This window comes from Holophaga foetida DSM 6591 (assembly GCF_000242615.2).
In the GTDB taxonomy this organism is placed as follows: domain Bacteria; phylum Acidobacteriota; class Holophagae; order Holophagales; family Holophagaceae; genus Holophaga; species Holophaga foetida.
In genome coordinates this window covers 2490465-2512166 of the sequence record NZ_KI912268.1, presented here as the reverse complement: position 1 = coordinate 2512166, position 21702 = coordinate 2490465, and the positions used below count along the sequence as shown (strand labels likewise).

Sequence of the window (21702 nt, the reverse complement as noted above, 5' to 3'; positions counted from 1 at the left end):
GCGCCTCCCTGTGGGAGCGGGATCCTCTCCTGCCCAGCAGCGGGCGAGAGGCAGAAAATCAAGAGGGCAGCAGGTCTACTCCAGTACACGGTCGGCATAGCAGACTCCCAGGTATTGCCAGTCCGCCCCGCTTGGACGACTCGAGTAGGAACCTTGGTCCCTCGCCCGCAGAGTAGTCTCGGTCTTGCCCTTGTTAATAATAATTAAAAATTGCCATAAGTAATTATATATCTATTTGCTGACGATTTTATTTTGAATCATGATCCTGAGCTTTTTCCGGAGGTGCCAATTTTCTCCAAGCAGGGCTGCCAGGACAATAATGCCAAGCACATCGAACGCTCTTTGGCCAAGGTAGTGCCAAAAGGCCCATGCTATAAGGAATATAGGCACGGCCACAAGCAGCAGTCTTCCATCGTCCTTGGTCATGGGCTACACCGTGCAGATTGTAGAATACTTGCGTTGGAAGCTGTGCTGTTGCAAAATATATGCAAGATGGTTTGAATTAATATCATGCAGGTGAGCCGTCGCAAAAAGATCCCCAAGGGAGTACCCGCCTGATATCGATTTCCCGGTGGCAACAGCAAGACTGCCAATGCAAATCCCCACGTAGGCGGCAGCGGTTCCAGCGGCAGCGAATCCCAATATCTCTAAACCAGTCCCAGCTACTGCTAACTCAGCAAGAGTGACAGATGGTCCATGCTTCTCTATTTCGGAAAGAATGGTTTTGATTGTGGCTGTAGCAGTTGTAGCAGTTGAGAACAGGGTTTCAGGGCACGGTGCACCCATGGCATCCATATTTTCCTTAAAGTAGCCGTAGAAGGTCTTCCTGACTCTAACCATAGTGGGCCCCATATGTTTATAACTACTGTTTAAACTATGGTTAATTTGGCAGAAACAAGCAAGCGCCTTGATCTACATGGGCGGCGTCAATTAGGAATGTGCGTCGCAGGGGTAATTGTCGTCGCGCAATCTACAGTTGTCTCAAGGCGCTTGCTGTAAAAAAGGTTTAGATCTATGCCGTGGCTTTATTTGTTTTGAGATCCCAGCCAGCACTCACACTGCCCGCGCTCTGGCCAGTGGCCTTGTCCTGCTGGTTGTATTTCCAGGTGTAGCTGCCAGCACTAAGGGTGACTACCTCAGAAGGGAATTCCCCGCTGCCAGCGACGGCCACAGCGGAAACAAGCACGTCCTTGAGGGTGATTTCGCCGTAGAGCATCTTGTTCCCCCCTGCGCGATTCAAATGCAGCGTGGCTTCCTTGATGTGGGTGCCCTTGCAGCAGGCCTCATAGAGCTTGGGGCTCGCCTTGTCGAAGGGATGGGCAAAGTTCAGAGGGGAGATGTTCACCCGCTCGGCAGAGGAACCACCCGCAGTGCTGGCGCTTGCTGATGCAGGCTGTGAAAGATCCCAGTTAAAGGACCCGATCTCGATCCAGTCTTTGTGCTTGTCGTCGGTGCACTCGCCGGGGATTCCGTCGATCTTGATGAAGGCGTCAAAAGCCATGATTTTCTCCTAGAAATGGAGGTTGGGGGTAACTGCGCTATCGGGAGGCCGGAGCAGGGAGCTCAGCCACAAGTCGCAGAGAAACAGTCAGTTCGTCGAGCTGGAAATGGGGCCGCAGGAAGGCCGCAGCGCGATAGACACCGGGCTTGCCCGGCACCTCGACCACTTCGACCTTGGCTTCCCGCAGGGGGTACTTCGACTTGGCTTCCTGGGACGCGGAATCGTCCAGGAGCACGTACTGCGCCAGCCACCCGTTGAGGAAGTCCTCCACGTTGCTCCGGGAAGCGAAGCTGCCCACCTTGTCCCGCATGATGGCCTTCATGTAGTGGGCGATGCGGGATACGGCGAAGATGTAGGGCAACTGAGTGGAAAGGCGGGCGTTGGCGTTGGCCGCGTCCGTGCTGTAAGTCTTGGGCTTCTGGGCGGACTGCCCGCTGAAGAAGGCGGCATAGTCCGTGTTCTTGCAGTGCACCAGGGAGATGAAGCCCAGGTCCGAGAGGGACTTTTCATTGCGATCCGTGATGGCGACTTCGGTGGGGCACTTGAGGGCGATCTCGCCATCGTCGGTATTGAAGGTGTGGGTCGGCAGGCCCTCTACGAGGCCGCCGCCCTCTACGCCCCGGATCGCAGCCAGCCATCCATACTCGGCAAAGGCTCGGGTGAGACGGCCGGCGTAGGAATAGGCGGCGTTCACCCACAGGTACTTGGAGCTGTCGCTGCCATCCACATCCTCGACGAAGTTGAATCCTTCCGCCGGGTGGGTGTCCGGGCCGTAGGGAAGGCGACCCAGCACGTGAGGCAGCACGAGACCCACGTAGCGGGAGTCTTCCGATTCGCGGAAGGACTTCCATTTGGCATACTCGGTGGTGTCGAATATCTTGGCGAGATTGCGCGGTTTCCCGATCTCGGCGAAATTTTCGAGGCCGAAAAGGCCGGGGTGGGCCGCAGATACAAGTGGGGCGTGGGCTGCGGCGGCCACATGGGAGAGTTCCTCCAGTAGGAAGAGGTCTTCAGGGTGCCGCGAGAATTCGTAGTCTCCAATGAGGGCCGCATAGGGCGCGCCGCCGAAGGTGCCGTATTCCTCTTCGTAGATTTTCTTGAAAAGGGCGCTCTGGTCGTAATCCGAGGAGGTGCGGAGATCCTTGACCAGTTCCGTCTTCTTGGAGTTGAAGACCTTGATCTTGAGCGAGGGGCTCGTATCGGTCTGGGAGATCATGTAGCGCAACCCGCGCCAGGAGCCTTCCAGCCGCTGGAACTCCGGGTGATGCATGATGGCGTTGAGCTGTTCCGAAATCAGGTGGTCGATCTCGGCGATCCGGGCATCCAGGCTGGTGGCGAGATCCCGCTTGACCTGGACGGTGCCGGAAAGCACCTGTTCGGCGAGCTCGCCGATCAGGTCTCGGGTACGCACCCGCTCGGCCTCGCTGGAGGCGGCGCGGCTGTTTTCGATGATGCTGTCCAGAAGGCTTGGGGCTTCCGCCAGCGCGGCATCGCCCTGGCCCAAGGGCAGGGTGGTGGCTTGAGGGTTGTCAGAAGTCATGTCTAACCCTCCGTCTCAGGCTGAGGCCGGGAAATGGACTGAAGCTTTTCGGTGTCGTGGACGATCTGTTCGAGAAGCTCCTCGAGCTTGTCGTTGCCGGCCAGCTTTCCCCGGAGATCGGAAAGGCGGGTCCGGGCCTCTAACAGCTGGCGGAGGGGGTCGACCTGCTGGACCACCTGGAGCGGCTCGAAGTCTTCCATCTTGTTGAAGTTCAGTTCGACGCCGACTTGGCTGTCGTCGTTCTTGAGCTTGTTGTCCACGCGGAGGACGAGTCGAGGCGCTATCCCCTTCATGACGTCATCGAACCTTTCGCCGTCGATCTGCACGAACTTGCGATCCTTGAGCTTGGGAAGGGGCTCCTTGGAGTGGCCGCTGTAGTCGCCCATGACTCCGAGGACGAAGGGAAGCTCCTTCGTTTCGATGGCGCCTCCGACCTCAACGTCGTAGTTGATCTGGACGCGCGGTGCTCGGTCGCGAGCGATTCGTTTCTGTGTGCTTTCTCGACTCATAACCCCTCCATTAGTACACGGTTTGAATAAAAAGAAAATAGGTACAGTTCATTGATTTGCATCGGCGATCTTTCGAGATGCATCCTTAAGAAATGCAAGCAGAGACGAGATCGGAAGGTATGGATCCGAGAGAATTCGATTCATCGCATAGGTCGTTTCTGCATAAATCTTATGTGATTGCCACATGGGTTGCTCAGTGGTCAGATTGAGGCGGAGTTCCTCGGGGGGCTCCCCACCAAGTGCCAAGAGAAAGGCTTTCCCCGGCATCCGCCCGAAAGAGGCGATGAGGTGGGTTCGATGTGGCCCTTTGCTCAGGAAGAAGCTGATGTTCCGGGAACCCTCCGGACCCGCCAGGGCGGACAGGATATTGAGCCAGGTGCTGGCATAGAGGGCATCTTCCCCGGGGCCTCCCCGAAGGGGCAGATCGATGACCAGAATGGTCGAGGGGAATCGGCGCAGGAAGTCCCGGTAGAAGGCGATGTTGAGCAGGGCCTGGGCGATGGGGAAGGAAGCGCCTTCCTGATTTGGCGGAGGCTCGAGAATGCTGGGGTGATGGGTGTCCGTGAACTGTTTGACGATCTGTTCCGCAAGGGGCAGGTCGCTGGCTTCGCTGGACCACAGGTCGGTTTGGGATTCCAGGAATTGCCGACAAGCCAGCGCTTCCACGGAATTCTCGATGGCGCTCGAGAGCTGTTCCCGCATTCCTTGGAAAAAAACCTCGTAGGCGATGGGCACCAGATGCTGGTCATTGCCTACGGTTTGGGCTGGCATGGCGATCCCGGCCACCAGGGGGTACCTTCGACCGGACTGGTCCTGGCTACGTTGCATGGTGCCTAAGAAGACCCACTTCTGATCCCTGGTGGTGTAGCAGAAGTCGAGTGGCGAAGCTTGGTCGTAGCGGCTCTCCCATCCCTCCTGAACTCGGAAGTGCTGGAGGGCGAACTGGACCAGTTCGTCGAACTCTGTGACCACGGGATGGGTGGCATTGATGCGAACGAAGTCCGGGCGATTCGGCAGCTTCCCGAAGATCAACGGGGGGAGCTTGGTTGCTGGGCTTCCCAACAGTATCGGGGACATGTCTTTGCTCCTCAGTTGCAGATCCGGTGGGGCAGGGAATGGTTACGAAGGGCTTTCAAGGCCAAGGGGTTAGCGCCACTAACTATCCGGAGGTTGAACCGGATGCGATTGGGGGAGGCAGAACCCTTAGCTGCGGCAGTGGAGGCTCGCGTCGCAGAGCCAGCGGGTATCTTCATGCTCCACTCGAGGGTGGAGCATGCTCCACCGGCCTGGTCTACGCGCGCATTATCCAGCAAGCGAAGGAGCCCGAGGCGACCGCTGAAGCTGTGGATCTGGACTGTGGCGCCTCCAAAGGCTGTCACCTGAAGCCGGGCGCCTTGGCTGGTGGACAGGCTGGGCCAGGCGATCGGTGCCCAGATCTGGGGGCCCATGCGGTAAAGGATCTTTTGGCCATCGATTTCCAGGAGGATATCCGTCAGTCCGGGTGTTGGGAAGGGCTGAAACTCCAGCCTGGAGGCTTCGTTCTCGTGAAGGACGCTGGCCGCGTTGGTCAAGCGGGAGATCGCGTTGAGGAAGGTCGGGCTGAGGCCGATGCCCTGGCCGCCCCAGGTCCGGGCGACGAAGGTATCTCCCCTGCGTGCCACGAGGTTTCCCAGTTCATTTTCTACGAATTTGGGTAGAGTCCCATCGTTCTGGTTCAGGAACTTAGCTATTTCGGCCATGGTGGCGTCGTTGCTGGAGTCGGCGAAGGGGTACTTCGTAGCGAGGCTGCTCCAGGGGCCATAGACCCGCTGCTGCCACAGGGTGTTGATTTCCTGCTGCGCTGGCCCGGTCAGAACGGCAAAACTCTCCATCAATGGCCGAAGAAGTAGAGGCCGGACAACGTCCTTTGAAGTCTCATCCAACCTTGTCAGCATGGAGGAGTCCACATAGTTGAGACCTTCCGCGAGCTCGGATCCGGAGCCGCTGAGGGTGGCCTGCATCAGGGCGCGCGACCCTGATCCTATGTCCCCGGACGATGTGATGCCGGTCAGCTTGCCGCGAATCTTGTTGAGGATCTCGAGATAGCCATCCACTGCGGAGCGGCCTCCGGCCTGGGACGTGGAGAGTTCCGCAATGGGGGCGAAACGCCCTCCGACCCGGCCCAGCTTGGACTCTTGACTGCCAGGGCTCGAGCCTACCCCCAGCAGACTCTCGGTCCTCGCAATGACTGAATCCCCGGCTTTGCTGCCGCCCTTGTTCAACTCCGAGGGATTATCCCAGGCCGTCTCCGTGGCCACTCTCATCAGGATGAGCTTGATGGGGGAGCTCTGGGGGTCGCCGAAACGGGCTAGGCTAGTGGATGCCCGCTCCAGGGTACCCATGGGGTGGATCACGACGCCCTGGAGGAACTTCTCCCACTCCTTGATGTAGTCTTCCTGGTACATGGCCAGAAGTTTCTGGTGGCGTGCCTCCACGGAACCCAGTTCGTCAAGGTTGTCGGGAAGGGGCGAGGCCAGAACCCAGTCCGTGCCTTTGAACTTCCCCTGGCTGCCCAGGGTGAGGGCTTCACGGAAGAATCCGTCCCAGGCTTCCCGACTGAAAGAACCTGGGACTGCGGCGCTGGAGCCGATCAGATCCATGTCCTTGTTGTTCAGGATGCGGGCCACCGTAATCGGGGCGTAGCGGGTGTTGGCCTGGGCCTTCATCTCGCTGTAGAGGCGCTCCAGGGGGGAAAAGTGGGCGACATCTCCCCGCAGGTGGTTTCGAACCTGGGTAATCAGATCGTCCCGGTTGTCGATGAGGGGAAGATCCTGGCATTTGCTCTGGGAGACGTAGAATGCCACTGTGCGCTCGGCCATGCGTGCGATTTCGGCCATGGGGTAGTCGCCCCGGTGAGCCTCCAGCCAGTTCCGCCAGTGCCTGGGCATCTGGTCCGTGAGGTGGTTCGGATCGATGCGCTCCCGGGTGTGGAGCATGATATAGGTTTTCAACGTGTTGTAAGTTTCTTCGATCCGTTTGCCTCTTGATGATGGTTCGCTGGAGGAGGGCAGGGTCAGGATGGTGCTACCGGTCCGGCTGCGCTGCGCGCGCGCGGGTGGGGGAGTCCCCTCCGCCGGGGCCTCTCCGCTAAGGGATCGGGAGAGCTTTTCCTCCAGCTGCTCCCTGATGGGCTCGAGCATGACCTGACGGGCCCCGGCAAAATACTCCGCACGCATGGTCTTCTCTATCTCGTCGCCCTGGTACAGCCCGTAGCCGATCTTCCAGGGATGGCCCTGCTTGCGGAACTGGTGGAGCTGCTCCAGTCGGTACTGCAGCACCTGGAGGGCTTTCAGCTGGTCGCCCAGGTTCCCGTTCCGAAACAGCTTCTTTGAGATGACAAGTTCTTCCTGGGCCTCGGAGATCAGCTTCCGGTTCCCCGTGAATGACCAGGTCCAGCACCCGCTCATGATCGCCAGTATGAGCACCCCGGCGGAGAGACCCATGAGCTTGGTGCGATTCTGTTTCGGGTTAACGGTTCGGCCCACCAGGTGCATGTCCTTGAAGATCACCTGGCGAAAGAGGGATTCCAGGAAGAAGGGCTTGCTGCCAGCCAGCTCGCTGGGTTTGAACCCGAACTTGGTCAGATCAAACATGTTGGAGATGCGGCTCGTGGTCGTGACGGTCTGGCTGTTCTCCTGGAGTGCGCTGGTCAGGTAGAAGCCGCGAATCAAGGGCTTCGTGTGGTACGGGTCCGGCGCCACCAGGTGTTCCGTGAACTTGCAGATGGCGTCCTTGATTCCGTGGAATTCCAGGGGAAACGCGAAAAGGGCTGGGCGTTTCTGGTTGGCCTTGTTGCTGGCCAGCTTGTCGGTTCCCAGCTGAGTGAGGCCGTGGAAGAGGGCGTCGAAGTGCTGCCCCACCGCCTTGACCGCATTGAAGTTCTCCGGCTGTTCGTGGGTGAGGGTGGCGCCCCAGACCTGCTTGCGCTCCTCCTCTGTCAGATCCTCGAAGAACTGGTCGAAGCCCCGAAGCAGATCGATCTTCGTGAAGACCAGATAGACCGGGACCTTGGTGCCGAAGGTGTCGTCCACTTCGTTGATCCTCTGGCGGATCTGCCGGGCATAGTGGATGAACGCCTCGCTGTGGTGCTGGAGCAATTCCGGGAGGCTGAGTGCGATCAGGATGCCGTTGAGGGGTGCCTTGGGGCGGTGCTTCTTGAGGAGCTTCAGGAACTCTAGCCATTCGGCGCGATCCTCTGCCTCGGTGGAATAACGTCCTGCAGTATCCAGCAGCACACCCTCCGTGGAGAAGAACCAGTCGCAGTTTCGAGTGCCGCCGATCCCCTGGACGGAGGCGCTTCCCTTCGCTGCGAGGGGGAACTTCAGCCCCGAGTGCGAAAGTGCGCAACTCTTTCCCGCCGAAGGGTGCCCCACGATCATGTACCAGGGGAGCTCATACAAGGCCGCATTCCCGCGGGTCTTCCCGAGGTTGGAGGTCTTGAGGGTCTGTATGGCTGCAAGCAGACGCTGCCTCAGCATGGCGGCCTCGGCCCGCTGTTCGGGCGAGGCGGATACCACCGCATCGTCAGCCTTGCGCCGGAGGACCTTTTCCAGCAGCTTGGCGGATCGCTCCTGGATCACCTTGCCCACCATGAGGATGGCTACCCAGATCAGCAGGATCAGAATGATCACCGTGAATCGGGCCTCGCTGGACTTGAGGCCCATGTAGGGCCCTGCGAACCAGATGAGGCCTATGAGCACCAGGAAGATGATGGCTGAGAGGATCTTTGTATTGCGTAACCAGGACATGATGTTTCCTACGTGAGAATTTTTGGAGAATCAGGAAGACAGAGGGTGGTTCAGGGTCGTGTGAGAGCCGCCTGCTGGGGGGCCTTGGGTTTCGTGCGCCACTCCACGTGGCCCAGGTCATTCATGGCCCAGTTCCCGCCCCAAACGAGGCCCAGGGCGGCTGCTTCCTCCCCGAGGACCTTGTAGGCCGCTGCGGCCCAGGGGTCTCGTTCGGAGATCACGAGTTTGCCGTTGCGGATTGGGGCAACATCCGCCGCAAGCCCATACTGGTGCTTGCTCTGGAAAGCCCTGGCGTGGGTAACGTGCAAACCCTTGGATGCAAGCATGTCCTGGCGCTCTGGGCTGCGATATCCTTCAAGGAGCGCTAGCGGGTATTGCCGACTCTGCATCCTTTCAAAGAGTTGCAGGAGGGTCTTGGCGAAATTCAGATCCAGCCGACTCCACTCGCGGTTGGCGGTTTCAAGATTGGGGATCTCTGTGCCAGAGAAGGTAGAAGGGGGCAGAGGCGCTGGTGCCAGGAGCTTCTCTTCCCCCATGATGATGCTCACCTTGTCCTCTGGGCCGATGCCAGTCCTGCTGAGGTCATTCAGCTGGTGGTGGTCTGAAAGGCTCAGGGTGAAGGCGACTGTGAGGCCCACCAGCAGAATGGGGACCGCAAGCCAAAACATGCTCCGACCCTTGAAAATCGTCGGCAGGGCGAGATGGGGCAGGGAAATCCTTGGGATCGCCCATTTCGGGCGCGGCCACGTAAAACGGCTCCAGGGTGCGGCCACATTTTCGGCGAGGGGTTTCGTCCGGTTGGAAGCAGAGTGGGAAGGGTAGAAGAACCGCCATCCGACCCAGGTTAAGGAGGCAAGGATGGTCACCAATGGGAGGAAGATCGGTAGCATTGTGGTTCTGAACATGTGGCGAGGCCAATTATGATTAGATTTATTTATCTATTAATTAATATATTTTTTGTCAACGTTTGTCCAAATCGATTTATCTGCTTCGCGGGTATGAGTTTTATGTGATGATTCGCGGTGTATAAAAAATATTAATATAACTTGGGATGGAACGCTTGGGTGAATTGGGCTTCTCAAGTAGCCCCGGCTGGGCATTGGATTCAATAATAGATCATCAAAATTGATGCATTCCTAAAATCGAGACTTTCGCATTCTGCTTACATTTCCCCACGCAGATCCAAGAGGTCGTGAAGCTGCCCGAGGGTGTTCTCGTCCTTGATGACGTGCCCAAGCCAGTGCTCAAGAGACATCTCGCCCCAGCGGGCGGCGCGCTCCACCAGGAGGGCCACGGGACTGTGGGGTTCGTGGGCCCGGAAATACTTGGCGATCTCACGCAGCTGGCGAATCGCCTCTGTGCGCGAAGAAACGCCTCCGGTGGTGGGATGGGCTGGAACCACGGTAATGGATTGGGTTATAGGTGCGTCCAAGTTGAGGGTTAGGGCGGCTGCGGCAAAGGCTTCTTCTCTGGGGGCGACACCTGTAAAACGTTTAAGGCATTGGGAAGCTAGGTTGTGGCACCCTTCAAGGGCAGTCTGGATGGCGCTCAGGTTCGGAGAATCCGGAGCAAAGTGGCATTCGACGAGTTGTTCCAGTTGCTCGAAGGAGGCTTGAAGGCCATTCATCATGTCGAGCAAGGCTATATAGAAATGGGGGCCGGACGCCATTGCGGCCTTGTCCCATGCCTCCCCGGCCAGTTTCCCTTCTGCGAGCGCCTGCTCCTTGGCCTTGGTGTCTCGCAGGCCCAAGTTCTCGACAGCCCGGGATTCTTCCCACTGGATGAGCGAGTAACTGCCCGTGGCTGGGGTTGTCATGGGGACGTTGCTGATCACCAAGGGCAACTGGGCGTTCAGCCATTCGAACCGGGCGATGCGTTCGTCTTGGTCAGTGGGGAAGAGGGCGGAATGGTCAATGCCTCCGAAGCGTTCCAGGAGGCCCTGGAGTGTCCCGAGGCCGAGGGCCAGTCCCTGGAAACCTTCGGAATTTGTCAGGGCCTCGGTGTACCAGCAGGCGACCTGGAGGTCCTTCGTCTGGGTCTTGAGCAGTCCTTCGCAGAGTTCTCTGACTCGGGCCCATTGCGGAGCTTTGATCTCGCAAACCCATTCTCCCTGGGCGAGAAGGGGGTCATCGCCCTTGCGGAGCTTGCGGATTTCGTCGAATTCCGGGGAATGCGTCATATCCCTGCCACTGGGGTGGTCTCCGGGAATTGGGCAAAGGAGGGGTTCGAGTAGCTGTCTATTCATGTCATTACCATGCTTTAATTATTAACGTTATGGAGCAATGGACTCCTTGTTTGATCCGTTCGCCTCAAATGGAATGATACAAGATATCATGAAATGTTAACCATTTTGCGGCCCGCCGCTTCTTTGAGGAACGTGAATGAAGACAGGTCTGAAACCCCTGATTGGCAAACTGAACCCCCTCTGTCGGCGGGCGATGGAAACGGCGGTGAATGTGGCATTATCGCGCACTCATCATGAGGTGGATGTGGAGCATGTCCTGTTGGAGCTCCTCGCCCTTCAGGATTCCGACTGTGTTGCGATCCTAAAGGCCTATGACATCCAGGTCGCCCGCCTGGAAAAGGATCTCCTGGCGGGTCTCAGCAGGCTCAAGACAGGGAATACACGCAGCCCGGTGCTTTCGGTCAATATCCCGCGCTGGCTGGAAACGGCTTGGCTGATGGCGAGTGTGGACCATGGAGCGGCGATACTGCGCAGTGGCTTCCTGCTGGAGGCTTTGGTTGTGGACGAGGATCTCCGACGCACCCTGGGGAGTTCCTGCGAGCTGTTGGGCCGTATCCCTGCAGACGAGCTTAAGAAGAATCTCCCCGCGATCCTGCGCTCAGCCAAGGAAGGCGCGATGAGTCCGGCCCCGGCCTCTGGAGAGGGCGAGGGCACCGAGCAGAAGGGTATGAACACGACGGGGGCCCCCACCCGCGCTCTGGATAGCTACACTTCGGATCTCACGGCCCTGGCCCGGGTGGGCAAACTCGACCCCGTGCTGGGACGCGATGGCGAGATCCGCCAGATGATCGATATCCTGCTGCGCCGTCGGCAGAACAACCCCATTCTCACGGGCGAGCCGGGCGTGGGTAAGACCGCCGTAGTGGAAGGCTTGGCCGCACGCATCGTTGAGGGGGATGTGCCCGATCCCCTCAAGAATGTTGCTCTCCGATCCTTGGATATGGGCTTGCTCCAGGCTGGAGCCTCCGTGAAGGGCGAATTCGAGAACCGGGTGCGTTCCGTGATCGATGAAGTGAAGGGCAGCCTCATCCCCATCATTCTCTTCATCGACGAAGCCCACACGATGATTGGCGCCGGGGGCCAGGCCGGGCAGAGTGACGCTGCCAACCTGCTCAAACCGGCTCTGGCCAGAGGAGAGTTGCGCACGATCGCGGCCACCACCTGGTCGGAGTACAAGAAGTATTTTGAGAAGGATGCGGCTCTGGCCCGGCGCTTCCAGGTGGTGAAGGTTGAGGAGCCCTCCGAGGATTCGGCGATCCAGATGATGCGCGGCATCGCGGTGGCCATGGAAACCCACCACAAGGTCCGGATCCTCGACGAAGCCGTGGTGGACGCGGTAAAGCTCTCCAGTCGCTACGTTGCCGGGCGCCAGTTGCCCGACAAGTGCGTCAGTGTCCTCGATACCGCCTGCGCTCGGGTGGCCCTTTCCCAGGCGAGCAAGCCCGCGGCGGTAGAAGACCTCACACGCCTGATCGAGAACATCGATCGGGAAAGCGCCGCTCTGGACAAGGAGAAGGAGAATCCGCAGCACAAACCCCGTCAGGAGGAACTCAAGAAGCGGCGGGCCGAGCTGGAGATCGATCTGGAGAAACAACTCGGGGAACAGAAGCTCCAGGCCGAGCTGGTGCAGGAGGTTCGCAGCCTGCGGGAGCGCATCACCATGGGTGACGACTCGAAGGAGGCCCAGACCCAGCTCCGCTCGGTCCAGGAGCGGCTTCGCGACGCGCACAAGACCCAGCCCCTCATCTACGACTGCGTGGACAGCGCTACCGTGGCGGAAGTCATCTCCGGTTGGACGGGCATTCCCCTGGGGCGCATGGTGGCGGACGAGATCGGCACCATCAGGAACTTGAAGGCCCTGCTGGAGGCCCGTGTCATCGGTCAGCCCCACGCCCTGGAGCTCATCGCGCGGCATATCCAGATCGCCAGGGCGAACCTGGAGGACCCAGGCAAGCCCAAGGGCGTCTTCCTGCTGGTGGGGCCCTCCGGCGTAGGCAAGACCGAGACGGCCCTGGCCCTGGCGGATGTGCTGTACGGTGGCGAACGGAATCTCATCTCCATCAACATGTCCGAATACCAGGAGGCCCATACCGTGTCGGGCCTGAAGGGTTCGCCTCCGGGGTATGTTGGCTACGGAGAAGGGGGCGTCCTCACCGAGGCCGTCCGACGAAAGCCTTACAGCGTGCTGTTGCTGGATGAAGTGGAAAAGGCCCACCCCGATGTGTTGGAGCTCTTCTACCAGGTCTTCGACAAGGGCCTGATGGAGGACGCCGAGGGGCGGGAGATCGATTTCCGGAACACCATCATCCTTCTCACCTCCAACATCGGATCGGATCTGGTGTTGCGCGCCGTGGAGCACGGGGTGAAGGAGGGGGACAAGGTGCGCCAGCCGACTCCCCAGGATCTTCAGGAGGTTCTCAGGCCCACACTCCAGAAGGCCTGCAAGCCGGCATTCCTGGGGCGCCTCAGTGTCGTACCCTATTACCCGGTCCAGGACGAGATCCTGAAGGCCATCATCCGGCTGAAAATGGAGAAGATCCGCAAGCGGATCGAGGCCAACCACTCGGCCACTATGACCTATGACAACGCCCTCATTGAGCTCATGGCCGCGCGTTGCACTGAGGTGGAGAGCGGGGCGAGAAACGCGGACGCCATCATCTCTCAGGTGATCCTTGCGGATCTTTCCGGCAGGCTGCTGGAGCGGATGTCCGAAGGCAAGAAGATCAAGAGCATCGCTTTGAAGACCAAGAAGGATAAGGTCAGCTTCCAGATCGTCTAGGGGGGGATGTCCGGTTCAGATCAGTCTGAACCGGACATCATCCAGATCCTTGGTCGCGGGAGAGGTCCGGGCCCACGCGTTGAATCCCAGCATGACCGGGACCGGGGCCACTTTGCTGAGGAGCGTATCGCCGACAGCCTCTTGCTCCAGGACCAGGGTGATATCGCAGTTGAGCGACTGGCCCTGGCAGAGCTCTACCAAGTGGCGCAGGGCAAGGGCTGCCGAGCGTCCCGGTAGGAACTCGTTGAACTTGGCCTGCCTCAAGGGGCCGATTCGAAGCCGGATCTTGCTCTGCTGATCCCAAAGCCGCTGGCCCACGACCGTGGTCATTCCCAGAGAGGCGCACTCCCCACCGAGGGTACTCTGCTCCGAAAGGGGAGCCTCGATCCATTGCCCGACGAACTGCTCGATCTCCAGCTCCACTCCGAAATAGGTGCTGAGCAGGCCCTTCAGGCTGGAGCTTGGGAGAGGCCGCCGTCCAAGGATCCCCGAGAAGAAGGCTGTGAGTTGAGGGGGGACAGCTTCACCATTATCCCAGGTGCTCGCCGTGCCCAGAAGTTCGGTCAGATGCCGGGTGAAGCCGTTCCGGTCACCCATCTCATACCCGATGTAGAAACGGTACTTCTGCCAAGCCTCGTAGAAGAGTGCGATGGCTCGGTGACTGAAGATGTCCAGGAATGCATGGGCTGATCCGTCTCGCTGCACCAGCTTCCGATCGATCAGTATTTCTGTGTAGCAATGGGGAAGTACCCCGGAGGGGCCAGTCAATCCGAGAAAGCCCACCTCCATCTCCAGGGGGGTACCCTCCTTCTCTTCCTGGAGCATCCGAGTCTCGAATCGCTGGATTTCGCTGGAGGGAAAGGACAGCGAAAGAGGCGTACGGAATCGGAACTGGCGAGGGAGTTCGGCCTTGCTGCCCGAGGCTTTTCTCGAGAGTTTGAGCAGACGTATCGCCTGAAAGAAGCGGAATCGGAAGGGTTCCGATTTCAGGCGGTCCATCAGATCAGTGCTGTTTCTCCGGCCCTTGCTGGCCAATGGTGGACCTCGTCTTCCTGTTGTCGCGTGAACATGTGGAACTTTACGAAACTGTTGGGGGCACAGAAATACGCCAGGAACCGCTCCAGGATGCTGGCGAAGAGAAAGAGGTTGGAGCCCACGTAGCCGTTCTCATCGAAGGTCATGGTGACCTCCAGTCCTCGTGCGAAGCTCACAAATCCCGGCCCGGGCAGCCGGGCGGTTGTCGGCTTGGTTTCTACGGAAACGATGCCCTGGATCTGCTTGGCCATGGCCGGGGAATCGGTGTAGTTGTAGAGCCCCAGGATCTCCTGGAGGGCCTCCTTCCCGTGGGCGACCATGGACAGCTGGTTGATGGAAAGATGGGAGATGAGGCGCCATTGGAGCCCTGCTTTGGCGGGCATACGGAGGCTTGGCGTGGGTTTGCGCAGCAGGGCGACGCGTTTCACGATGCCATGGTTGGGAACCGTGAAGCCCTCCCCAGTGTTGCCGGCGCCTCCGAAGGGGATGGAGGCCGGCAGGTCCCGGTTCGTGCAGGTGAGCTCCAGGCTCAAGACTTCGGACTCCGGACGCACAGGCTTGAAATCGAGGTCCACCAGGGCGAGTTCCACATCGGTGCCCCGGTCGTCCCGGCGCGTGGAGGCCTCCCGGGTGGCGTACCAGTAATAGGACTGCTCCCGCTCGGTCGAAAAGTGGTTGATGGAATAGAAGGGCGGCACCTCTTGGTGGATCTCCTCCCCGAACCCCTTCTCGACCCGAGTCACGGCGTCGATGGAATAGACCTCGAAGCCGCCGACCTTCCGACCGTTTACCGTCACGGGATAGGTGGACTGCTGGTTGGTGATCCGGATGGGATCCCCGGCCTGCTGGAAGAGGTTCACGAGGGGGACGCAGCCGAGCTTGAAGTTCTGGGCATTGAGGGTTTGCAGGAGCCGCGTGTGGCGCTCCGTCTCGGCGTAATGGGAGAGGAGCAGCTGGATCTTCAGGCGGGAACCGGGGTGGCGCAGCTTGGGGTGATCCAGGCCGGTCACTTCGAAGAACATGAACTTGTCCGGGAAGGCGAAGTACTCCGTAAGCAAGCGGTACCCGGGAAAAGAACGGGTGTCGAAGTCCAGAAGCCCCTCTTCGGGGCTGAAGCCCACTGGGCGGAGGGCCTCCTTGGGGAGGATCACGGTGTGGGAGGGGTCGTCACTGCCATCGGTGACGCGGATGCCGATGAGCTTCGAGAAGATCAGCTCGTAGAGCAGGTGCATCAGCGGGGCGTTCCCGTCCAGGAAGAAGCGCAGCTTGTCCAGCTTCAGCGTCTCGAAGTTGAGGTTCGAGAGGGTGTTCAGCTCCAGGTTGATGACGGCGGCCGCCGTTGTCAGTGTCCGGAGGTGGGCCGAGTTCTGGGCCAGCTCCAGTCCCGCCCGGTTCAGGGCAATCGGCCAGAGGTCAAGGTCGTAGCAGGTCCGGAACTGACACTTCACTCCCTGGATTATCGGGGCCACGACCGGGTGGTGGCGCGGGATGGTGTAGCGTCCCGACAATTCCGGCTTGTCCGGGTCCGTGCTGATCTGGACGATCGTGGCCGAGGGGATGGGGCGCAGGTAGTGCGGGTAGAGCACCTGGATGAAGGCTTCGGTGATCTCGGGGTACTCGTCGTCCAGCTTTCGGTGGATCCGGGCCGTGAGGAAGGCGAAGGACTCAATGAGCCGCTCGACGTGGGGGTCCTCGCACTGTTCTCCGTCGATCTGGAGGCGGCGGCCGATCTTCGGATAGCGGAGGGCGAATTCCCCCGCCATCTCGCGGAGGTAGCCGAGTTCGCGCTCGTAATAGGGAAGCAGTTCCTCCAGCAAGGCTAGTCCTTCACTTGGTAGGTGTTCGAAGAGAGTTGGAGCATGGCGTCGAAGCTAACCGGTGGTCGTGTGGGGTGCACCCTCAGTAGGGCATCCACCCGGAAGCGCATCACATGGTGGGTGTCCCGGGAGATCTCCAGGGACACCTTGACGTTGGCGAGGCGCGGCTCGAAGCAATCGATGGTTTTGCGGAGGTTGTCCTGGAGGAAGACGCGGTCCTGAGGGTTGAGGAGGCTCAGGCTGCTCAGGTCACTGATGCCGAACATCAGGACCGACCCCTTGGCGAGGGGGAAGCTTTCCAGATTCTCCTCTCCCATGTAGGTCGATCGGGTATTCAGCAGGAGTTCGAGATCCCGAGCCACCGCGCGTTTGTAGCGTGCAACGTCGAACAGGAACTCGGACTGGGATTCGCTGGAAAGGTCTGGACGGTCGTCCATCAAACGGTCCAGCAGGGAGGAAGAGACCAGGGTCTGGCGGGAAGTCGGGTACGCCATGGGATCCGGCTAGGTGGCCGAGGGTGACTGAAGGATGGTCGTGACGGAGGTCAGCCTCTGGACCCTCTCCAGGTCCTTCAGCTGGGAACGAAGGACGAAGGTGAAGGTTAGAAAGAGGACGATCGCCACCAGGACCAGGAGGGTATAGAAGATCCACAAGGGAAGTTCGTGGCGAACGAAGTCGCCGAACTGGAAGCTGGGCTGCCAGTGGGGAGCGAATTCGGGCTTGGCCCCCCTCAGGCCGCTGATCTCCTGGCCGAGGCGGGCAATGAGGAAGCCCAGCTTGTCTTCGCCCTCCAGCAGATAGCGGCCCTGGAATCCGAGAAGGAGACAGGTGTAGAACACCTCCAATGTCTCAAGGTTCTTCTGGGGTTCAAGACGGAGACTCTCCAGCCGGTTGAAAAAACCATCCCCTGCGAGGTGCTCTCCAAAGAGCCGCAGTTGCAGGGGGCTGCGCTCCCAGGCGTCCCGGATCTCGAACTGTGAATTCAACACGATCTCGTCCATGAGGGCGCAGAAGGCGTACTTGCAGCTCTGGATGGCGCTGGCGCTCTTCCCGAAATTGGCGGCGTTGCGCTCGAACTGCGCCAGGAAGGCGTCCACGCGGCGGTTGAACTCCTCGGCGCTGTGCGGGGTGGTCCCGCTGCGAAGGAGAAAGAGGAGGTAGATGCCGTCCTCCATCAGATCCTTGAGCGGGGGCGCCTCGGGAGCCGAGGTGCCCATGAGTTCCTGGTTGATTTCAGCTGGGGAGAGGGTGGCTTCCATGGTTCATCTTTCTCAACGGAATACGGCGATGAGTTCGAGCTTCATTTCCGGGAGGGCGGCGGGGACGTAGATGCAGATGCTCCGGGAGGTGAGCATCCTGTCGTAGATCAGCCCGTGGGGGTCCATCTCGAAGTAGTGGTTCCCGATGCGCACCGGCACGGCGGCCGGGGTCTGGGTGACGTGGTTGAGGCGCACCCCGGCCATGGCGGAGTGAAGGATCTTCTCCACATCGTCCGGACTTCCCACCTTGAGCTTGAGGGGCACGTTCTCGATGATCTGGTTCGCCGGGTGCTCTGAAGACACGGACAGGTAGTAGTCCGTGTTCTCGGCGAAGCGGTCGCTTTCGAGTCGCCCCACAAAGAAGGAGGGCCGGGTGCTCACCAGGGGGATCACGGCGAAGCGGCTGGAGATCACGGTCTCGAGAAGTTCGCGGATCAGGGCATCGAGGCGCTGGAAGGTCTCGGTAAGTTCCAGGTGCTTGTAGGTCGGGATGTCATTCAGGGTGAGGGTCGAGGAGAAGGTGACCAGCTCTCCGGCCAGCTGAGCCAGATCCTTGTAGACCTCCTCGGGGTGGGCCTGAGGGAAGCGCAGGAGGTGGTTCAACAGGGGGAAGCTCCGGTTCACCGTGTGGAGCAGCCAGAAGGAGGCGATGTCCGAAGTGCCATATTCCACGACGCTCTTGACGCGTTCCCGATGGGAGGTCGTCAGGGACTGACTCTTGATCATCAGGATATCGAGGATCCTCCGGAGCGTGGCCATGACGGGCGGGGCGCCCTGGATGGACAGCAGCGGGGGCACGAAGGTTTCGTCCACAGCCCAGGCTCCCGTGGGGCGCTTGAGCAGTCGCGTCACGGGAACGGACAGGAAACCGTCCCGGTTTTCCTCCTCCATCAGGAGGGTCACGTTCACCTTGAGAGCTTCGATCTCGGATTCCAGCGCTTCCGTGAAGAGATCCACGGCCTGCACCTTCTCCGTGAGGTACCGCGCGGTGCGCTTCGTCTCGGTGCCAGGATTCGCGGAGTTGTGACCATAGGCATTGAGCAGGGGCAGGCAGGCGTGGACGACCACCTCGGAGCCCAGATTCGGGATGTCGTTCAGGCTGCGGGCCAATGGCAAAGGCTCCGCATGGGGGGCTTCGAAGAAGGTGCCGTCCTGGAACGCCATTTCGAGATGGCTGAAATGCATGAGTCCGCTGGCCAGGGCGTCCAGATCCACTTCCAGGGCGCGGACGCCCCAGGGATGCGCGTACATCTGGTTCAGGCACCTTCGCAACTGGGCGTCGAAATGAAGATCCTGCTGCTGGAAATGCTGAGGGCGAAGGAAGATGCCTTCACCCCACAGCATGCGATGCGCCTTGGTCACAGTGTCATCCAGAAAAAGAAGATTGGAGAAGCGAGGGGAATAATCATCAGGACCTCAGCGGGTCACGGGGTGCGGATGTGCGGAGGGTGCTAGGGCTTAGGGGGCGTGGAAGCCTCGGCCTGTCCCCCGCAATCGGGCTTGGCGTCCAGGGGCTGCCCCGGGATGGGCTCCGGCTTGCAACTGGTGAGGGAGAGGTAGCAGTCCTGCAATTCGATGGAAACGGGGCCCTTGTCCCTGCCCTTGAGCTTCAGCCTCTTTTTCTGCTCTTTGGTCGGTTTCAGGTCCTCCACCTTGACCAGGAAGCGCCAGTAGTTCGGATCCGGTTTCCGGAAGAAGCCGACGACGCCGACATAACGCGTGCCTGGAGGCAGGTCCATGGTCTCAGTCAGGTTCGAACCCGGCACCACGACGTATTCGGAGCGCCCAATGTACTCGGAGCCGAGCAGTTCCTGGTCTGTTCGCCCGCCAGCGAGAAGATCGAAAGCCAGCTTGGAGAACTCAGTCTTGTCCTTCAGGTAGTAGGTGCGCACCACTACGGAAAGAGGCTCACCACTGGTATCCCGGTTGACGGTCGCGGAGGCCTTCGCCTCCAGGATGACCTTGGTGGGCGGAGTCTGCGGGATGAGCTTGGGTGCCTTGTCGCAGGCCAGGGGGGCCAGCGCAAGAAGCCCAGAGAGGAGCAGCACTTGTCGGGTTTTGTAAACATGATTCATTTTCATTGGGCCCTCTAGTGATCCACGTCAGGGGGATGGTATCATGAATTGTTATGTTCTTTAGCCGATAACATTGTCTGCAAATGTGGCTAACTTGCCTCAATTCAACCAAAGCAAATTATCTAAAATACTATTTCTTCACTAATCTCTGCATGGATTGGGTTTTGGTAGGGTCGCTAAGAAAATGAATAAAACCTTGCTAGCTGAAAGCTGAAGAGCCCCTTGCTTCCTGTTCGTGGCAGGCATCGGGAATCGTCTGGTGGTCGGGTCGCTCGAGGGTGTTTTGTTGGTCTAATTGTTGTTTATAGGGAATATGATGAGAGCAGCCTCTGTTGTCCCTTCAGGTGTCATCCAGCCCTCGAAGCTTTGGAAATACCCCCTGGGGTTCCTCTTGCTGACGGCCCTTTGGGGGGGGGCGCTCTCTTTCTGTGCCAAGCCTGGCACCCTGGTAGCCAGACTCCCCAGGGGCGTTCGCATCGCCTTGGTCATACTGCCGCCCCTCGTGATCGCGGGCGGTCTATTCCTCTATGCCCGCCGACCTTCCGTTCGGAAGCGGGAGCGGGAGCAGGAGGAGCAGCTGGCGGCGGAGCGGGAGGCCGAACGGGAGCGCCAGGAGGAAGAGGCGCGCCAGGTGGAACTTCTGGTCCACAAGAGGTTCTATCTGGAGGTTCTCTCCCTCGGGTTGGCCGCGGAGCACCTCAGGCAGTCGGAGATATGGGAGGCGATCCGGGGTGAGGAGACAGCTTCCGTTCTTCCCGAGGACCCGGATCTGTACCCCATCCGGGTTGAAGCAAAGGAACGCGATGCCATGGAGCGGGAGGCGGAAATCCTGCAGGCGGCCCTGGGCTGGATGACAGACGAATGGTCCATCCCCACCTTCATCGCGGGCCCACCCCTCTCGAACCCCAAGATGGCCTCCCTCCTGGAGAGCAACCTCGCCGATGCCGTCACTCAGGCGGGACTGCCGGGCAAACCTCTGAATATCGTCGAATGCTTTCATGACGAGACCCCAGACCAGGTGATGGAAGCCCTCTTCGAATTCTTTGAGAACAACGCTGAAGTGCCTGCGGTGCTCCTCCTGGCCGAGGATGGCCTTGTGCTGAGGGACTGCCTCCGTGCGGAAGGGGCCCAGACCCTTCTTCAGGAAGGCAGCCGCAGCCCGCAGGATGTGGTGTGGTCCATGGTGGCCCTTGTGCTCGGTCGTCGGGATCGGCTTGACCCCATGCGTCGTCTGGTCCCCCAGGAGGCAGCCCCCGACAGCGTGTTCAAGCCCTTCTGGGAAAAGGAGCAGCCCAGGCGTTCGGCCAAGAGCTTTGAGCCCACCTCCTGGGTGCCCCAGGTCTGGTCCAAGCGTCTTCTGGACAGCTTCTCGAAAATGCCGGTCATGGGCCATCTGCACCGCCCCCAGTTCGTAACCTACGAGACGATTGGTGAAGCCTCCCGAGCCAAGGCCTTCCAGGAAAAATGGAACGAGCTCATGGATGGCCGGGCGAACGAGGAAGATCTCGCCCACCTCTTCTTCGACTATGGCGCCCCGGAGCAAGGGCGTCGGCTCACGCCCTTGAGCCGATCCCTGGGAGACTTCGACCCGGATTGGGATGCCTGCGATCAGGGGGTCAATCTGCACCGCAGCCTGGGGGATGCCGGATCAAACGGAGCCTTCCTGGGCCTCGCCCTGGCCGTGATCGCCGCCCAAGAGGAGGGTGGGATGGGGGTCAGCGTCAACTTGCGCCAGGAAGGCAAGGCGAGCCTCTTCATGGTTACGGAATCCATGGGAAAGCCGAGTTCCGGCAGCGAACAAAACCCACATCAGACTGCGGTCGCCTGAGCGCTGCACCCACGGTCAATGGAAGGAGTTGAAGATGCGAGGAATTATCCGATTGGGAGACAGCACGAGCCACGGAGGCAAGGTGATCAGCGCCTCGAGCCGCATGACCATCCTCGGGGTGCCCGTGGCCCTCTTGGGCGACACCTGCACCTGTCCTATACGAGGCCACAACAACTGCACCATCGTAGAGGGCGTTTCCACCCAGCTAGTGGACGGGATTCCCGTTGCCTTCGAAGGTTGCAAGACCTCCTGCGGCGCCACCCTGATATCCAGTATGGGGGGCGTGGGGTTGGTGTGAGGGAGACCTTGATGTCGTAGTTCGTGGTG

At 59.8% G+C, this 21702-nt stretch carries 18 protein-coding genes; 3 read left to right on the top strand and 15 right to left on the bottom strand.

Annotated elements, in window-relative coordinates:
• Positions 1–231 precede the first annotated feature (231 nt).
• The 9 genes from HOLFODRAFT_RS20765 to tssA all read right to left on the bottom strand — a co-directional run bounded on the left by HOLFODRAFT_RS20765 (position 232) and on the right by tssA (position 10582).
• Positions 232–426, bottom strand: a complete 195-nt coding sequence (locus HOLFODRAFT_RS20765; protein ID WP_005032937.1) for a hypothetical protein — start codon at positions 424–426, stop codon at positions 232–234.
• Positions 427–429: 3 nt separating this feature from the next.
• A complete protein-coding gene (locus HOLFODRAFT_RS24540) occupies positions 430–840 on the bottom strand; it encodes a hypothetical protein (RefSeq protein WP_148300430.1) in 411 nt (136 codons plus the stop codon).
• Between the two features lie 172 nt (positions 841–1012).
• A complete protein-coding gene (locus tag HOLFODRAFT_RS0211240) occupies positions 1013–1501 on the bottom strand; it encodes an Hcp family type VI secretion system effector (protein WP_005032939.1) in 489 nt (162 codons plus the stop codon).
• A 37-nt stretch (positions 1502–1538) separates the two neighbouring features.
• Entirely contained in the window at positions 1539–3041 is a 1503-nt protein-coding gene (tssC, locus tag HOLFODRAFT_RS0211235) for a type VI secretion system contractile sheath large subunit (RefSeq protein WP_005032942.1), read from the bottom strand.
• A 2-nt stretch (positions 3042–3043) separates the two neighbouring features.
• Positions 3044–3550, bottom strand: coding sequence for a type VI secretion system contractile sheath small subunit (gene tssB, locus HOLFODRAFT_RS0211230; RefSeq protein ID WP_005032944.1), 507 nt, complete (start codon positions 3548–3550; stop codon positions 3044–3046).
• Between the two features lie 48 nt (positions 3551–3598).
• Entirely contained in the window at positions 3599–4627 is a 1029-nt protein-coding gene (tagF, locus tag HOLFODRAFT_RS0211225; RefSeq protein ID WP_005032946.1) for a type VI secretion system-associated protein TagF, read from the bottom strand.
• 11 nt (positions 4628–4638) lie between these two features.
• Positions 4639–8337, bottom strand: coding sequence for a type VI secretion system membrane subunit TssM (gene tssM, locus HOLFODRAFT_RS20760; RefSeq protein WP_005032949.1), 3699 nt, complete (start codon positions 8335–8337; stop codon positions 4639–4641).
• Between the two features lie 50 nt (positions 8338–8387).
• Positions 8388–9005 carry a M15 family metallopeptidase gene (locus tag HOLFODRAFT_RS20755; RefSeq protein ID WP_084053582.1) on the bottom strand — a complete coding sequence of 206 codons (618 nt, stop codon included), beginning with the start codon at positions 9003–9005 and terminating at the stop codon, positions 8388–8390.
• 494 nt (positions 9006–9499) lie between these two features.
• Positions 9500–10582: a type VI secretion system protein TssA gene (tssA, locus tag HOLFODRAFT_RS0211210; RefSeq protein WP_005032953.1), complete on the bottom strand. Its 1083-nt coding sequence runs from the start codon at positions 10580–10582 to the stop codon at positions 9500–9502.
• A 136-nt stretch (positions 10583–10718) separates the two neighbouring features.
• On the opposite strand from tssA, the gene tssH reads away from it, so the two are divergent.
• The gene (gene tssH / locus HOLFODRAFT_RS0211205) at positions 10719–13361 is read left to right on the top strand and encodes a type VI secretion system ATPase TssH (RefSeq protein WP_005032955.1); all 2643 of its coding nucleotides are present in this window, start codon (positions 10719–10721) and stop codon (positions 13359–13361) included.
• Positions 13362–13376: 15 nt separating this feature from the next.
• On the opposite strand, the gene tssG is transcribed toward tssH, so the two are convergent.
• From tssG to tssJ, 6 genes are all read right to left on the bottom strand, one after another.
• Positions 13377–14360 carry a type VI secretion system baseplate subunit TssG gene (tssG, locus tag HOLFODRAFT_RS0211200; protein ID WP_052572547.1) on the bottom strand — a complete coding sequence of 328 codons (984 nt, stop codon included), beginning with the start codon at positions 14358–14360 and terminating at the stop codon, positions 13377–13379.
• On the bottom strand, positions 14360–16213 hold the full coding sequence (tssF, locus tag HOLFODRAFT_RS0211195) for a type VI secretion system baseplate subunit TssF (protein WP_005032959.1): 1854 nt from the start codon (positions 16211–16213) through the stop codon (positions 14360–14362). Before tssF ends, tssG begins: the two co-directional genes overlap by 1 nt.
• A gap of 2 nt (positions 16214–16215) precedes the next feature.
• Entirely contained in the window at positions 16216–16707 is a 492-nt protein-coding gene (gene tssE, locus HOLFODRAFT_RS0211190) for a type VI secretion system baseplate subunit TssE (RefSeq protein ID WP_005032960.1), read from the bottom strand.
• A 9-nt stretch (positions 16708–16716) separates the two neighbouring features.
• Entirely contained in the window at positions 16717–17472 is a 756-nt protein-coding gene (icmH, locus tag HOLFODRAFT_RS0211185) for a type IVB secretion system protein IcmH/DotU (protein ID WP_005032963.1), read from the bottom strand.
• A 12-nt stretch (positions 17473–17484) separates the two neighbouring features.
• Positions 17485–18834, bottom strand: a complete 1350-nt coding sequence (tssK, locus tag HOLFODRAFT_RS0211180; protein WP_026939252.1) for a type VI secretion system baseplate subunit TssK — start codon at positions 18832–18834, stop codon at positions 17485–17487.
• Positions 18835–18923: 89 nt separating this feature from the next.
• Positions 18924–19553: a type VI secretion system lipoprotein TssJ gene (gene tssJ / locus HOLFODRAFT_RS23110; protein WP_005032967.1), complete on the bottom strand. Its 630-nt coding sequence runs from the start codon at positions 19551–19553 to the stop codon at positions 18924–18926.
• Between the two features lie 385 nt (positions 19554–19938).
• On the opposite strand from tssJ, the gene HOLFODRAFT_RS0211170 reads away from it, so the two are divergent.
• Both HOLFODRAFT_RS0211170 and HOLFODRAFT_RS25310 read left to right on the top strand, forming a co-directional pair.
• Positions 19939–21375, top strand: a complete 1437-nt coding sequence (locus HOLFODRAFT_RS0211170) for a type VI lipase adapter Tla3 domain-containing protein (RefSeq protein WP_158412953.1) — start codon at positions 19939–19941, stop codon at positions 21373–21375.
• Positions 21376–21409: 34 nt separating this feature from the next.
• Positions 21410–21673 (top strand): PAAR domain-containing protein, encoded by a 264-nt coding sequence (locus HOLFODRAFT_RS25310; protein WP_005032971.1) that lies wholly within the window; start codon positions 21410–21412, stop codon positions 21671–21673.
• Positions 21674–21702: the final 29 nt, after the last annotated feature.